The organism is Aquisphaera insulae (genome assembly GCF_011064615.1).
Taxonomy (GTDB): Bacteria; Planctomycetota; Planctomycetia; order Isosphaerales; family Isosphaeraceae; genus Aquisphaera; species Aquisphaera insulae.
This window is the reverse complement of sequence record NZ_JAALJH010000038.1, coordinates 70,441-83,946: the sequence shown is the minus strand read 5'-3', so window position 1 is coordinate 83,946 and position 13,506 is coordinate 70,441. Positions and strand designations below refer to the sequence as shown.

Sequence of the window (13,506 nt, the reverse complement as noted above, 5' to 3'; positions counted from 1 at the left end):
GAATCTGCGAATGGAACGAGAAGCCGATCTTCGCCCGGCCGCCATCGTCCCGGCCGCCGATCACCACGGTCTGGAGTTCGACAACCTGCATCATCCCGTCCGGGAAGGCCAGCTTCTCCCTCATCTCGTCCGCGAGCAGGCCTGTCAGGCAATCCCAGTGGAACACCCTTGGCGCCTCCTCGACGAGGGCCCGCTTGACGACTTCGGCCACCTGCTCCTGGTTGTCGCGCAGGTACTCGACGGCCGCGACCTGGGCGTCCGACGGGGGCTGGACGCCATGGCGTCCGGGGCCGTCCGCGATCACCCTCGACATGACGACCCGGAATCGGCCGGCCCTCCTATCTTCTCCCCGCGTATCGGGCCTCTCTCGCCCTTCGTCGGTCCAGCGCTCGTAGAATGGTTGGAATGCGGGAAGCGAAAGAGTCAGGCCCCATCCGCCGGCCTTCCGTTCTTCGAGCTTACCGATTCTGGGATGGTTCACGGCATCGGTACCCGGTAGGGACTTGGTCTCCTGGAGAGTCCGCGGTCCCGCAACATAGCGACGTTCGCGACGGCTCGCAATCTTCCATGGGAGGCTGAATCCGAGGAGAAGATGTCCTGTTTCGACGGCGTCTCCAAGGATTGGGGCTTGGTACACTGAAAGGAAAGCCCACGCAAGGAGCATGATCATGAGCACCATCAGGGGCATCGTCCGGAACGGCCGAATCGAGACCGAGGGACCAATCGACCTGCCCGAGGGGACCGAACTCCAGATCCCGATCCCGGATCGGCCCGGCGATTCAGAGCCCGGCTGGGACAACAGCGAGGAAGGCATCGCGGCCTGGCTGGAGTGGGCCGACTCACTCCGGCCGCTGCTCTGCAACGAGCCGCAGGAGGCCGAGTCTGAAGCCTGGCTGAAGCGGTGCGACCGTCACGCCGCCGAGAGATCATCTCGGGACGTCGAGGGACTGTTCCGATGAGGCGCTACCTGCTCGACACCAACGCTGTCGGGGACTGGATCAATCGGCGGCACGGCGTCGATCTCCGGGTCCGCGAGGTGCGCGGCCGCGGCGCGGTCATCGGGACTTGCGAACCGGTGGTCGCCGAGCTGTTCTTCGGCGTCGAGAACAGCGAGACGCGGGACGAGAACGCCGAGCGTCTTGAGCGAGCGCTGGCGGGGCTGAAGTGCTGGCCACTGACGCGGGAGGCATCCCGCGAGTTCGGCCGCATCATGGCCATGCTGAAGCGCTCGGGGACGACCATCGGCTCGATGGACGTCCTCATCGCCGCCATCGCTCGGACGCTTCCCGAATGCGTCGTCGTGTCCAGGGATGCCGACCTTCTCCACATCCCCGGCCTGGCCGTCGAGGATTGGACGGACACATCGTGAGACCAGCGTGGGTTGGACATGCATCGTGCACAGGCCCGCTCGACCGCGCCGAGGAGGAAGGGAAGAGTCCTCCTTCGCTCTCATGCCCTTTCCGTGTCGTTTCCTGCATTCCGTGGTGAAACTCCCCTGTGTCGACCGGTGTTCGTCCGCAGCTCGCTTCGTCTTTCGTAGACCTCGGTAGTCTGACGAGCGACTCACGGGTCCGCCGCGGGGCTTCCGCGCGTCAATGGCAGCAGCTCCCGCCCGCCTTCCTCGGCGACGGCGGCACGTCGACGGCCGGGTTCCTCGCGAAGAAGCCGGCGGGCTTGAGGGTGAAGCCGATGTAGGCCGTGGGCATGACGGGGTAATCCTCCGGGCGCGGGATGTGGGTGTGGCCGAAGGTGTACCAGAGCACCACGTCGGTGTCGTCGATCGGCCGGTCGGCCTCGGTCCAGGCGCCCAGGCCGTCGCCGCCGCGGGACTGGTTGGGGTAGTCGCCGGCGCCGTACTTTTCCGACGGCCGGTACGGCGTGACCCAGACGTGGTTCTCGACGAAGCCCGCCCGCTTCCGCCACCAGGCCCTCGGCGAGGCGTACGGCACGGAGTTGTCCCCGGGCAGGAAGCGGTAGCCGACGGGCTGGCCGACGTGGTTGAGGGCGCCCGGATTCACGACCTTCCACGTGCGTGCCGTCTCCAGGCACAGGTTCCCCCGCGCGGCCTTCTCGGTGGCGAGCGGCGTGGCCACCGCGCGGAAGGCGTTCTCGAACGGGTTGTCGTCGTCGATCGGGTCGGCCGTCACGTCCACGCGCTGGACCGTGTTGGCGACGCCGTCGAGGTCGAAATCCAGTCTCATGTTGAAGAAGTGCTGATGATTGGGCGCATAGACCTGAGGTGCGACGAGCGCCCCGTGCGGCGGGGCCTCGCCGGGCCTCGCCGCGCCCAGCGAGAGGATCCCCGTGAGCTTGACCTCGAACTGGATCGTGCCGTCCTGGTAGAGATACCAGAAGAAGCCGTACTCGTAGTTCTCGACCGTCGAGACCGACGAGACGACCAGCCGCCGGGATCGGCGGACTTCCGGGTCGTCCGGCAGGCGGCGGTCGGTGTGCTTCCAGAGGATGCCGAAGTCCTCCTCGTGCATGCAGACGGCGTTCTTCAGGACGAACGGCTCGCCGCGGCTGTCGCAGAGGTGGGCGTCGAAATAGCGGATCAGGCCCAGGCAGTCGCAGCCCAGGACCAGGCTGTTGGCGCACATGCCCATGCCGTACTCGCCCACGTCGAAGGCGTTCTTCCGCCGCTGCGTCGGCCGGGGGTCGCCGTAGGGGACGACCATCTCCGTGAGCGAGGCGCGATAGAGCACGGATCGCTCGCGGCCCTCGTCGTCGTAGCGGAGGTGATGGAGCGTCAGCCCTTCGCGGGCGTTGAAGCCGATCACGAACTTCCACTTCTGCCACGAGACCTGGTAGCCGTCCACCCGGAAGCTCGGCCCGTCGGGCTGGGAGATCTCCAGGGCCCTGATGTCGTCGCGGAAGCGCCCCGCCCTCGACGCCGCGTAGTTGGACGCCTCGGGGGGGACGGGCCAGGGCCCATGGTCCTCCACCCGGACGACCTCCATCGTGTTCAGGTCCACCACCGGGCGCAGGCCCTCGATCGGCCGCGCATAGCCGTTGTCGGTCGGGTCGGAGCGGAGGAAGCAGAGCGGCCGCGCGAGCCGTCGCGAGCTGTCCTCCGGGTCGCCGTAGTTCCCCGCGCTCCAGATGTCGACCATCACCAGGCTCGTGTCGTCGATGCCCGCGTGCTCCTTCAGCTTCGCCCGGAATTCGGGGCTGTTCAGCACGGCCTGCTCGCACTCCACCTGCTCGTCGATCGTCATCGTCGGCTGCACGCCGGGGACGTGCACCCAGGACAGCGGCGTGCCGTCCCGCAGCGAGACCAGGGCCTCGTAGCAGGCGTTCGCCGCGTTGTCGAAGAGGACCACCGAGGCTTCGCGGGGGGCCTCGTCCATCGACTTCCCCTCGTGCACCAGGGCCTTGTCCGGCTCCCGGAGCGAGATCGAGACGAACCGGCTGGTGGGCGAGACCTTCCCCGCGCGACGGAGGATCTCGACCGCGGCGCCGACCTCTTCCCCCGAGAGCGGTTCGAGCGGATGCCGCCGGATCGGAGGGACCGCTTCGCCTCGCGGCGTGATCTGGACGAGTGTGGACATGATCCCTCCGGATTCTGTTGTGGCGACGTGAGCCGAGTCTCGGCATGCCTCGCGCCGGGGGAGGGACGGCGCGGCCGATCGATCGATCGACGACGTTACGCCGAGCCGGTCATTCGGGTCAAGCTCCCTCGCCGGCCCGGGGGAACTCTGTCGGCCGTGCGGATCGTGCCGCGTCCGATCCGGAAGCGAGTCGAAGAGGCCGGCGCCCCGATCGCCTTCCCCGGGTATCCTGAGTGGGTCCCCTATTCTCCGGACACAACTCGGAGCCCATCACCGTGCCCGTCCTCGAGCGTCTCTACAGCCTCGAAGTCGAATTCCATCGCCAGTTCCGCGCCGCCTCGGCCAACCCCGCCGAGGCCTGGAGCATCCACACGAGCTACGCGCTCCAGAACGGGTACGAGCCGCTGATTCGGTCGGTCGGCATGGTCGACGCGGCGATGCTGAGCAGCCTGAAGGAACGCCTGGGTCGGGGCCACGACCCGCGCGACGTCCAGGCGGCCTTCCAGTCGCTGCGACGGCTGATCGCGGTGGCGTGATAGGCACCCGCCGCGCGGCCCGGGAGCGGGCTAAGCCGATTCGACCTCGATCCACGTCGGGGCGTGGTCGCTCGTCTTCTCTCGCGCCCGGATGTCGCGGTCCACGCCGGCCGCCTTCAGGCCGGGTGCGAGGGCCGGGCTGACCAGGAGGTGATCGATCCGGATGCCCGCGTTTCGCGTGAAGGCGCTTCGGAAATAGTCCCAGTAGGTGTAGATCTTCGCTTCGGGATGGAGGGCGCGGAGCGAGTCGGTCCAGCCCTGGGCGAGGAGCGCGTGATAGGCCGCGCGGGTCTCCGGCAGGTAGAGCGCATCGTGGACCCACCGCTCGGGCTTGTAGGCGTCATGCTCGGTCGGGATGACGTTGAAATCCCCGGCGAGGACCACCGGCCCGCCGGCCGCGAGCAGGCCGGCCGCGTGCTCGTTGAGCCGCCGGAACCAGCCGAGCTTGTAGTCGAACTTCGGCCCCGGCGCGGGATTGCCGTTGGGGAGGTAGAGGCAGCCGATGGTGACCCCGCGGACGACGGCCTCGATGTAGCGGCTGTGCGAGTCGTCGGGATCTCCGGGCAGGCCGCGGCGGGTCTCGCGGGGCTCCTCGTCCCGGGCCAGGATCGCGACGCCGTTCCAGCTCTTCTGGCCGTGCCAGACGGCCTGATAGCCGACCTCGCGGAGGGCGTCGGCCGGGAACCGATCGTCGGGCGCCTTGAGTTCCTGCAAGCAGGCGACGTCCGGAGTCGACTGTGCGAGCCATTCCAGGAGCAAGGGCAGGCGAGCCCCCATGCCGTTGACGTTGTAGGTCGCGATCTTCATCGGGACTCCGGACTCAGGGGGCGAGCCGCTGCCGCGAGCGTGGCCTGATCGCGGCCCTCCGACTATAATGCGGGGGTCAAGTGGTTTGAAGAGGAGGCATGGCCATGTCGACCGCAGCAGCACCAGCAGCACCCATGACCGCTCAGCCCACCGGGCAGGACTGGAAAGACATGCTCGAGGATCTGCTCCCGCCGCAAGGGACATGGAGCGAGCAGGAGTACCTCGTCCTGACCGATCATCGCACTCGGCTGGTCGAGTACACGGACGGGATGCTGGAGGCGCTTCCCATGCCGACGGACAAGCATCAGAGTATCTTGCAATTTCTCTTTCTCGCCTTCCTCGGTGTCGCGATGCCGCTTGGTGGCAAGGTCCAGTTCGCGCCGCTGCGCCTGCGGGTACGCCCGGGAAAATACCGCGAACCGGATCTCCTTCTCCTCCTCTCGGAAGCCGACCCACGCCGGCAGGACCGCTTCTGGCTTGGGGCCGACCTCGCGCTGGAGGTGGTCAGCCCCGAGAAGCCGGAGCGCGACCTCGTCGACAAGCGGCACGACTACGCCGAGGGGGGCGTCCCGGAATACTGGATCGTCAATCCGATGGATGAGACGATCACCGTGCTCTCGCTCCGCGGCGACTCGTACCACGAGTCGGGCGTCTATCGTCGGGGCGAGTCGGCGGCCTCGATCCTCCTGGCGGGCTTCGCCGTGGATGTGGCCGCGACCTTCGACGCGGGCGGACGGAAGGACGCTCCTCCGCGTTGATCTCGGCGACGATTTTTGGGAAATCGGGTCCTGGAGACAAGGATTTCGGGCCTCTCGCCGATTTTTCCGCGCATGATACCTCGAGAGTCATGTTTTTGGTGATGGAGACCTGATTCGAGATCTGACCACCTGTTTACAGTGCGTGGTTGGTGTCATGCGGTCACGAAGGAGTGAGGATGTCGGGGGTCAGCAGGGATGAGATGCGACCCGCCGGTTACGCGGCCCTGCTGGAACGATTCGGCAACTCGGGCGCTCCCAACTGGCATCGGTCGATCGTGGCGTCCGGGACCGTTCGGCGGACGGAAAGAGCCGGCATGACGGTCCTGGACGTCTACCCGGCCACCTACTGGCCGGGCGATTCGTCCGTGGACCACCTCGAGTTCGCGCTCAAGTACGACGGTACGAACCTCGCCCTGCTTGCGTCGTTGCTGCCGGCCATCAGCCGGGAGGAAATCACACGATACGTCCGATCCAGGCCCACCGGGAAGTACGCCAGACGCATCTGGTATTTCTACGAGATGCTCACGGGTGAACAACTCGATGTCGAGCATTCCATCGGCAGTGGTTTCGTCGATCTCGTGGATCCGGAGGAGCAGTACACGAGTTCAATCGCGGTTCCGGTTCGACGTCAGAAGGTCCGGGACAACTTGCTGGGCGATGTCCGCTTCTGCCCGACCATCCGTCGGACCCCGCGACTCGAGGCGATGCGGGCGAAGGACCTCACCTCGAGGGCGGCCCAGCTCGCCGCGTCGTATCCGCCGGACCTCCTCCGGAGGGCGCTCGGATATCTCTACACGAAGGAAACGAAATCGTCCTTCGAGATCGAGCGGATCCGCCCGAATGCCTCGAGGATCGAGCGGTTCGTCACCCTCCTTCAAGCCGCATCGACCGAGGACTTCTGCGTCAAGCCTCAGTTGATCGATCTCCAGAATCAGATCGTCGAGCCACGCTTCAAGGAGACCGACTATCGAACGAATCAGAATTACGTCGGAGAGTCGTTGGGGTTCGGTCGCGAGCGGGTCCATTACGTCTGCCCGAGGCCCGAGCAGGTCCCGGACCTGATGGCGGGGCTCATCGAAGCTCACGGGCGGATGGAGTCGGGCAAGCTGCATCCGGTCCTGGAAGCGGCGGCAATCGCTTATGGGTTCGTCTTCGTCCACCCCTTCGAAGATGGCAACGGCCGAATCCATCGCCTGCTGATCCACAACATTCTATCCCGCCGGGGATTCACGCCGGCCGGCGTGATCGTACCGGTGTCGGCCGCCATGCTCCGCCAACCGGCCGACTATGACGCCTCGCTCGAGGCCTTCTCGCGTCCGATCGTGGACCTTGCGGACTATTCTCTCGACGACCAGGGCCGCATGACCGTCCAGAACGACCTGGGCCCCCTGTATCGCTACCCGGACATGACGGCCCAGGCCGAGGCGCTCTTCCAGTTCGTCGAGCAGTCGATCGAGACGGACATGGTCGAGGAGCTCGACTTCCTCGCGAGCTACGATCGCACGAAGCCGGCCATGCAGGAGATCGTCGACATGCCCGATCGCGAGCTCAACCTGTTCCTGCGGCTCTGCATCCAGAACAACGGCGTTCTCTCTTCTGCGAAACGATCGGCCCACTTCTCGTACCTGACCGACGACGAGGTCCGCCGGCTCGAGCAGGCCATCGCCGAAGGATTCCGACGCCCCCCCCGCGGGAACTCCTGATTCGGATCGCGGGGAGGGCCCGTCGTTCCTTCAGTCCGTCAGGTTCAGCCCCGACTGCACCCGGCTGCGGGCCGGTTCGGCGATCAGGAAGCGCTCGCCCCCCTGGAGGCGGCAGCCGCTGATCGAGACGCCCCGGGCCTTCGGGCCGACCTTGAGCTGGGGCCGGTCGGACTTGAAGAAGTCGCAAGTCTGGATGAGCGCCGCGCCGGCCTCGACGTCGATGCAGGGGGCGTCGGAGCCGTCGGCCGCCCAGCCCGCGAAGTGGCAGGCCTGGAAGATCGTCGTGCCCTTGCCTTCGAGGATGGCCTGGCTGCCGGTCTTGGGGATCGGCCAGAAGCCGCAGTTGCTGAACTTGACCGGCCCCTCGTTCTCCGGCCCGACCTTCACCGTGGCCATGACCTGGCAGTTGGTGAAGGCGAGCCCGGCGTGCGGCTGGGTCGCGTCCACCTGGATGCCGATCGGCCCGATGTCGGAGCCGCACTGGGTCAGCACGACGTTCGGCACGCCGCGCTCGGTCCTCACGAAGTGGAGGCCCGTCTTGGCCAGGATCACGAAGCAGCCGCTCATGTATTCCCAGTCGGTCTGGCCGATCCGGAAGCCCTCCAGGTTCGCCTCCAGATACGCCCACAATGCCTTCCAGCCGGCCTCGGTCCGGACCTTGCCGCCGAGGCTGCAGCGCTGCCAGGAGTGGGGGTTGAAGTGGACGTTCTCGATCCGGCCGATGTCCGTCGTGCCGTCCACGAAGATGCCCAGCTTGAGCGGACAGCCGAAGACGTTGCGAATGAAATGGAGCTCATTGCGATGGGTGCCGAAGTCGATCCCCTTGTAGGGGTTGACCAGGGTGACGTCCTCGACGGTCCCGTGCATCCCCTCGCCCTGGATGGCCCACGGGTACGGCTTCACGGCGGTGGGATCCTGGTCGGGATAGAAGACGGTGATCCCCTTCACGGCCGAGCTCTGGTGGAGCATGATCAGCGGCGGCCCGTCCTCCTTGCCGGCGCTACCGGTCGCGAGCAGGACCGTCCCGTGCTCCGTGTTCGCGTGGTGCGGCGCCTGCCACTCCCCGGCCAGGCAGACCCCCGGGGGCACGTCGAGCGAGCCGTCGATGCGATACATCCCCTTGGGCAGCTCGACCACGCCCCCCCGATCCGCCGCCGCGGCCGCCAGCGCCTTCTGCACCGCCGCGGTGTCGTCCGCCTTCCCGTCCCCCTTCGCCCCGAAGTCCCGGGCATTCACCCCGGCAAACGCCGCGCTCGGCATCAGCAGCAATACGGTCACCCAGGCAAGTTGACGCACCATGAGAGTTGTCCATATTTTGCGAACATTGATCAACCCGGATCCGTGCACGACTCGAGGCAGATCCGGCTCGAATTGCGAGTATCGGGGCGATCGGGGCGGGGATCAACGGGGAAGGGCGTTGAATCTGACCTTTTGTTCACGATGCCCCTTGAGGCAGTCCAGGGCGAGGACGTACAATGAAAAATGGGGACAGCAGCAAGGAGCCCACATCCGTTCCGGAGATGAGGCCGACATGAAATTCCGGTTCGACTCGCTCAAGACGACGCAGGCCGCGGCGCATCTCCTCACCCTGGAGGCGAAGGTGATGGATCGGATGCGGCTGCTCAAGTTGCTCTACATCGCGGACCGGGAACTTTTGGCCAGCAAGGGGCGCACCCTGACGGGTGATCGCGCCGTTGCCATGAATTTTGGGCCGGTGCTGAGTCATACCTACAATCTCATCAAGGGCACGGAGGAGTCACCGGCGGATTGGAACCGGTGCATCCTATCGGTCGGCAAGAAGGTGGTGCTACTGGCGGAGCCGGGGCTGGGAGAGCTTTCGAATCGCGAGATCGACAAGCTCGAGGAAGTCAGCAATCGCTTCCGTGCCATCTCCACGGCCGGTCTGTCTGCGTACACTCACGAGTTTTCGGAGTGGGCTCGGAACTTCGAGCCCGATACGTCAAGGCCGATCCCCTGGGCGGATGCCCTGGTCGACCAGGGCGCCAAGGATAAGATCTCGGCCATTGAGGAGAGGCTTGCCGAGCAGGAAGCCATCGATTCGATCTTCGCCTTACCGGGCGATGACGGGGTTGAGGCGGGAGCCGGATCGTGAAGGGCGGAGATACGTTCAGGCTCGTCGGTGTCGCCGACCGTCACACCTGGGTCGTTCTCAGCGATTCCGAGAAGGATCCGAATCGGATACTGATCGTGAGTTTCACGAGCTTCGCGGTCGGCGTCGGCATGGATGAGTCTTGCATTGTGGAGGTAGACGAGTTCTCGCTTCTGACGAATCGCTCCTGCCTGTATTATGAAGACATCAAGGAACTCTCGCTGGCCAACCTGACTTCCCTGGAAGGCGCCGGCAAGCTCCGACGGCGGACACCCGTCCCCACCAGCCTGCTCCAGAGAATCAGGGACGGCGCGATAAGGTCGCCCGATTGCAAGTCAAAGTTCAAGGCGATCTTGCTGGGGCAAGGGGTTGTATCCTAGGTCCATCCGATCCAGCGCCTTGCGGTGGAATGGCCCCATGTTCCACGACTATCCCGGTTTCGTCCCGCCCATAGCCCGGCTCTGGAACCTGGCGAACATGCCCTTCGATCGGGCTGGGTTCCGGACGATCGGATGATCCGCTCCGTCGACGTAATCTCCCGGGGCAAGTCACGGGTCGTTCCAGACGTTCATGGTGACGTCCTCATGGCGGGAAGACGGGTGGAGGTCGGGACCGTTCCGACTGGATTCATGCTACGGTTGTTTATGGAAATGGGCGAGACCTTCGTGAGGCGGCCGGAGTCGTTCACGGTTTCGACCAGAGGCGATGGACGAGATGGTGTCTGGCGGGTTCATGTCGGCAGGCCATATCTTCGCAATGGGATGGCCGACCTCACGAGTGTTCGGAGTTTGCGCCCAGCGTGAGCAAGGTGTCAACGAACTCGAAGCTCGGAGAGGAGGACCACGCGATCGGTAGGAAACGTCGCGGGAACAGATTCTCGAACTCTCCTGTCGCTCGTGCAGAAGCGACAATCCAGGTCGATTGCCAGGCGAAGATAAGACATATCCTTGAAAGTCTTCGAGAAGGAGACGCACATATCGAGCGTCGAGGCCGCGCCGTCTTCGGTCTCATCACTCAGGGGGATGTCCAACTTGAAGAGCTTCTTCACGGCTTCCTCGCCATCCTCCTTCGATAGTCGGCGCTCTCCGGATGCCTTCCTTGAGCCGCAAGCCTTGGCGAGTAGAGCGCGGACCTCGTAACGAAAGATCCGAGGGGCGTGAAGATCCAGGCTGCCCTGGAGGAATCGGAGGAGGATCTCCTCCGCCAGGTCGACGTCGAGCTCGTCGTCGAGGAACCATTTGGCCGCGACGCTCGCGTCGATGACCAGCCGGTCAGCCATCCTCCCGAATCTCCCGTAGGGCGTTCACGATGTCGAAGGAGATCGGGCCGATTTTCCTTCGCAGTTTCGAGATGCTATCGAACAGGGCCCGTTTCTCCGGTGTCAGGCTCTCGATCAAGGCGTCACGACTCGCGGAACCGAGCGGAGGAGTCAGTTCGCCTGACTGCGGCGAGCGACAATCCGCTCCGCCGAGTTGAGCTTCCAGGGCGTGTCCCTGCTCGTTCCAGGCGTTCATCGCGACGTCCTCATGCCCAGCGGATGGGTGTGGATAGGAATCGTTCCGCCTGGATTCATGATACGGTTGTTGGCGGAACTGGGCGAGATCATTCGTGAGGAGGACTTCGTCGGGAGGCCATGACGTTCGCTCACGGCCCGGCCCTCCGCAGCTCGAAACGGACGGTCGCGGCCTTGCCCGCGCGGAGGGTGACGCGTTGCTGTTCGCGAGAAGGCTGATAGCCGGGCGGTGGTGGGGAGTGCATGACGGAGAAGGTCGTTTCGCCGGGGGGCATCACGGCACGGAGGCGGCCCCTGGCGTCGGAGACGGGGTTGACCGGATTGTCCATAAAATCATGGGTACTCGTGACGGAACGCGGATTATTGCCGGCGGGATTCGTCGTGGACCAGAAGGTGACGCCCGGCAGTCCCTGGCGGGTGTCGGCGTCGATGACCTCAAGGTTCACCACGCAGCCGAGGTCGATCGAAAGCTCGAAGTCCTGCTCGGAGGGCTCGGCGGCGACGCTTAGCTTCGACCTGATATAGATTCCGCGCGATTCGCCGGTCTTGCGGTGAGCCAGGATGTCGTACTCGCCGGGAGGGAGCCGTAGTTCGAGGCGGCCGTCGGCGTCCGAAACTCCGGAAGCGGACGATCCGACGTCACCCTGCCACGCCATGACCTCGATCCCGGCCGCGGGATCCTTCGTCCCGACGATGACCGTCTTGACGGCAACTCGACGGGCCCTGTCCAGGACGATGAGGATTGGGCCGGTGTGGACGGTTGGTCGTTCAGTCCTGTCCTGGATCGAGTCATGAGGGTAGTCGAAGGCGGCCGCGGGCCGCTCGGTCGTGGCGGCGTGGAGCGTCCGCGGGGCACTGCTGGGATTCTCGATCCGGAGGTAGAAACCGCATTCGGCAGGGAGACCATCCAGGTGGAAGCGGCCCTCCTGGTCGGTCCGGGTCGTCGTCATCGCCGCTGGCGCGGCGTTGATCGCCCCAAACATGCGAGTGCTCGTGTGCGTCTCCTTGCCCGCGTAGTCGAGATAATCGCAGCACAGGATCCGGATCGACGCGCCGACGATCGGACGTCTCCTCTCATCGACCACCCGGCCCGCGAGGAAGCCTCGCCGAGGGAGCGTCAGGTCCATGACGAGGGGATCCCTCTCGAAGAAGTTGTAGCCCTCGATCACGTCGTTGAGCTCGGGCGGGCGGGGCCGGGGCACATACAGCTTGATCCCCTGCCATGCGAAACCATGGCCGGGGGCCGTCGCGAAGACCTCGAAGGTTCCCTGAGGCAGGGTGTTGTGATTGTGCCACAACGGGAGGGGGGCGTCGGCGAAGCGATAGGAGCCGTCGGCATCGGTGGTCGCGGTCCCGATCGGTGCTCCGTCGAAGTTCGCCGAAACGAGGTGGACCGTCGCGCCGGCGACCGGCTTGCCCTCCGCGTCGGTCGCCTTGCCGGAGACGGTGATGGATACCGCCTCCTGTTCGAGCTTCTTCGGGGCGTTATGCACCGCGGCCTGGCCGGTCGCGGGGACCTTCATCGGAGGGACTGCCATCGCGCCGAAGCCTGCCACCATCGCCAGGACGACAGTCATGAAACTAATGACAGAGCATGTAAGCAATCGGTAGATTTCGCCCCTTCGGACCGCGCCGACCAGGACACTGGCCGAGGCGGAGGCCGCGGCATGTCCTGGGGCCGCGCGGACGACGGCGTCCGACCAGGAGTGCGGTACGACGGTCGCGGCGCCGCCGGAGCGAATGGCGAGGATGGCCGCGTCGAAGGCCAGGCCCTGACGTTCGAACTGGGGCTTCAAGCGGTCGCGGGCCCTGACGAGGCGTCGGCGCAGGGTGCGTTCGCTGGTCTTCAGGGCGATCGCGGCGTTGCGCTGGGGGATGCCGCGGAGGTCGCAGAGGAGGACGGCCGAGCGGAGGGCCTCGGGCAGGGCGGCGATCGCGGCATGGACCGCTTGCGCGAGGTCATCGGATTCCGCGGATTCGTTCGCGGAGATCATGGCCGTCGTCCTGGCCACTGCCTGTTCCCGTTTCTGCCGCCGGGCGGCGACCGCATTGGCCCGGAGTGCGACGCGGTGGGCGACGCGGAAGAGCCAGCCGCCGAGGTCGGGGCGGCCGCGGAGGGAACTCGCACGCTGGACCAGGATCAGGAAGGTGGCCTGGAAGGTATCCTCTGCGTCGGAGGGATTCCGCAACGTCCCCAGGGCGACCCGCAGGACCATCGGCCCGTGGCGGGCGACGAGCGCCGCGAAGGCGTCTCCGTCGCGGTCGGCGAGGAAGCGATCCAGGAGCCGGTCGTCGGGCGATCCGGTCAGGACGCCCTGCGCGAAGATCCGATCGAGCGGTCCCGGTGCGATCGCGGTGGTTTCCATGGCCATCGGCCGACATCCTCCAGGGATCATGTTACACCCCAGAGTAGGCGCGCGGCCGGCCCGACCGGCCATCCATCTTCGATTTCGATCCCTTGGCCAGGCGGTTCGGCGTGGTCCCGGGGATCCGGCGAAAGCGTTGCCTCGGGGCCGGAGCGGGGTACA

The 13,506-nt window shown here is 65.9% G+C and carries 14 protein-coding genes; 7 read left to right on the top strand and 7 right to left on the bottom strand.

Annotation, left to right across the window (positions count from 1 at the left end; translation table 11 throughout):
• Window positions 1-679 (bottom strand): hypothetical protein (locus G6O54_RS19855; protein WP_165227404.1); only part of this gene is annotated, 679 nt, incomplete at its 3' end.
• On the opposite strand from G6O54_RS19855, the gene G6O54_RS19850 reads away from it, so the two are divergent.
• A complete protein-coding gene (locus G6O54_RS19850; RefSeq protein WP_165227403.1) occupies window positions 669-959 on the top strand; it encodes a hypothetical protein in 291 nt (96 codons plus the stop codon). The genes G6O54_RS19855 and G6O54_RS19850 overlap by 11 nt on opposite strands.
• Window positions 956-1,369 (top strand): type II toxin-antitoxin system VapC family toxin, encoded by a 414-nt coding sequence (locus G6O54_RS19845; protein ID WP_165227402.1) that lies wholly within the window; start codon window positions 956-958, stop codon window positions 1,367-1,369. The genes G6O54_RS19850 and G6O54_RS19845 overlap by 4 nt, the downstream gene beginning before the upstream one ends.
• Before the next feature lie 223 nt (window positions 1,370-1,592).
• Here G6O54_RS19845 and G6O54_RS19840 read toward each other — a convergent pair whose 3' ends face one another.
• Window positions 1,593-3,551 carry a primary-amine oxidase gene (locus G6O54_RS19840; RefSeq protein ID WP_165227401.1) on the bottom strand — a complete coding sequence of 653 codons (1,959 nt, stop codon included), beginning with the start codon at window positions 3,549-3,551 and terminating at the stop codon, window positions 1,593-1,595.
• Between the two features lie 275 nt (window positions 3,552-3,826).
• Between G6O54_RS19840 and G6O54_RS19835 the strand changes: the two genes are divergently transcribed.
• Window positions 3,827-4,087, top strand: coding sequence for a hypothetical protein (locus tag G6O54_RS19835; protein ID WP_165227347.1), 261 nt, complete (start codon window positions 3,827-3,829; stop codon window positions 4,085-4,087).
• A gap of 30 nt (window positions 4,088-4,117) precedes the next feature.
• On the opposite strand, the gene xth is transcribed toward G6O54_RS19835, so the two are convergent.
• On the bottom strand, window positions 4,118-4,894 hold the full coding sequence (xth, locus tag G6O54_RS19830) for an exodeoxyribonuclease III (RefSeq protein ID WP_165227400.1): 777 nt from the start codon (window positions 4,892-4,894) through the stop codon (window positions 4,118-4,120).
• A gap of 104 nt (window positions 4,895-4,998) precedes the next feature.
• Here xth and G6O54_RS19825 point away from each other — a divergent pair, with 104 nt between their 5' ends.
• Both G6O54_RS19825 and G6O54_RS19820 read left to right on the top strand, forming a co-directional pair.
• Window positions 4,999-5,652: a Uma2 family endonuclease gene (locus G6O54_RS19825; RefSeq protein WP_205678929.1), complete on the top strand. Its 654-nt coding sequence runs from the start codon at window positions 4,999-5,001 to the stop codon at window positions 5,650-5,652.
• Window positions 5,653-5,828: 176 nt separating this feature from the next.
• On the top strand, window positions 5,829-7,355 hold the full coding sequence (locus G6O54_RS19820) for a Fic family protein (protein WP_165227399.1): 1,527 nt from the start codon (window positions 5,829-5,831) through the stop codon (window positions 7,353-7,355).
• A gap of 30 nt (window positions 7,356-7,385) precedes the next feature.
• Here the strand turns inward: G6O54_RS19820 and G6O54_RS19815 are convergent, their stop codons facing one another.
• A complete protein-coding gene (locus tag G6O54_RS19815; RefSeq protein WP_165227398.1) occupies window positions 7,386-8,654 on the bottom strand; it encodes a glycosyl hydrolase family 28-related protein in 1,269 nt (422 codons plus the stop codon).
• A gap of 232 nt (window positions 8,655-8,886) precedes the next feature.
• Between G6O54_RS19815 and G6O54_RS19810 the strand changes: the two genes are divergently transcribed.
• Together G6O54_RS19810 and G6O54_RS19805 are read left to right on the top strand one after the other, a co-directional pair.
• Window positions 8,887-9,468 carry a Panacea domain-containing protein gene (locus G6O54_RS19810; RefSeq protein ID WP_165227397.1) on the top strand — a complete coding sequence of 194 codons (582 nt, stop codon included), beginning with the start codon at window positions 8,887-8,889 and terminating at the stop codon, window positions 9,466-9,468.
• Entirely contained in the window at window positions 9,465-9,845 is a 381-nt protein-coding gene (locus G6O54_RS19805) for a hypothetical protein (protein ID WP_165227396.1), read from the top strand. The genes G6O54_RS19810 and G6O54_RS19805 overlap by 4 nt, the downstream gene beginning before the upstream one ends.
• A 431-nt stretch (window positions 9,846-10,276) precedes the next feature.
• On the opposite strand, the gene G6O54_RS19800 is transcribed toward G6O54_RS19805, so the two are convergent.
• The 3 genes from G6O54_RS19800 to G6O54_RS19790 form a co-directional block, all read right to left on the bottom strand.
• Window positions 10,277-10,744, bottom strand: coding sequence for a type II toxin-antitoxin system VapC family toxin (locus tag G6O54_RS19800; RefSeq protein WP_165227395.1), 468 nt, complete (start codon window positions 10,742-10,744; stop codon window positions 10,277-10,279).
• Window positions 10,737-10,979 (bottom strand): hypothetical protein, encoded by a 243-nt coding sequence (locus G6O54_RS19795; protein ID WP_165227394.1) that lies wholly within the window; start codon window positions 10,977-10,979, stop codon window positions 10,737-10,739. The genes G6O54_RS19800 and G6O54_RS19795 overlap by 8 nt, the downstream gene beginning before the upstream one ends.
• 130 nt (window positions 10,980-11,109) lie before the next feature.
• On the bottom strand, window positions 11,110-13,350 hold the full coding sequence (locus G6O54_RS19790; RefSeq protein ID WP_165227393.1) for a sigma-70 family RNA polymerase sigma factor: 2,241 nt from the start codon (window positions 13,348-13,350) through the stop codon (window positions 11,110-11,112).
• Window positions 13,351-13,506 lie beyond the last annotated feature (156 nt).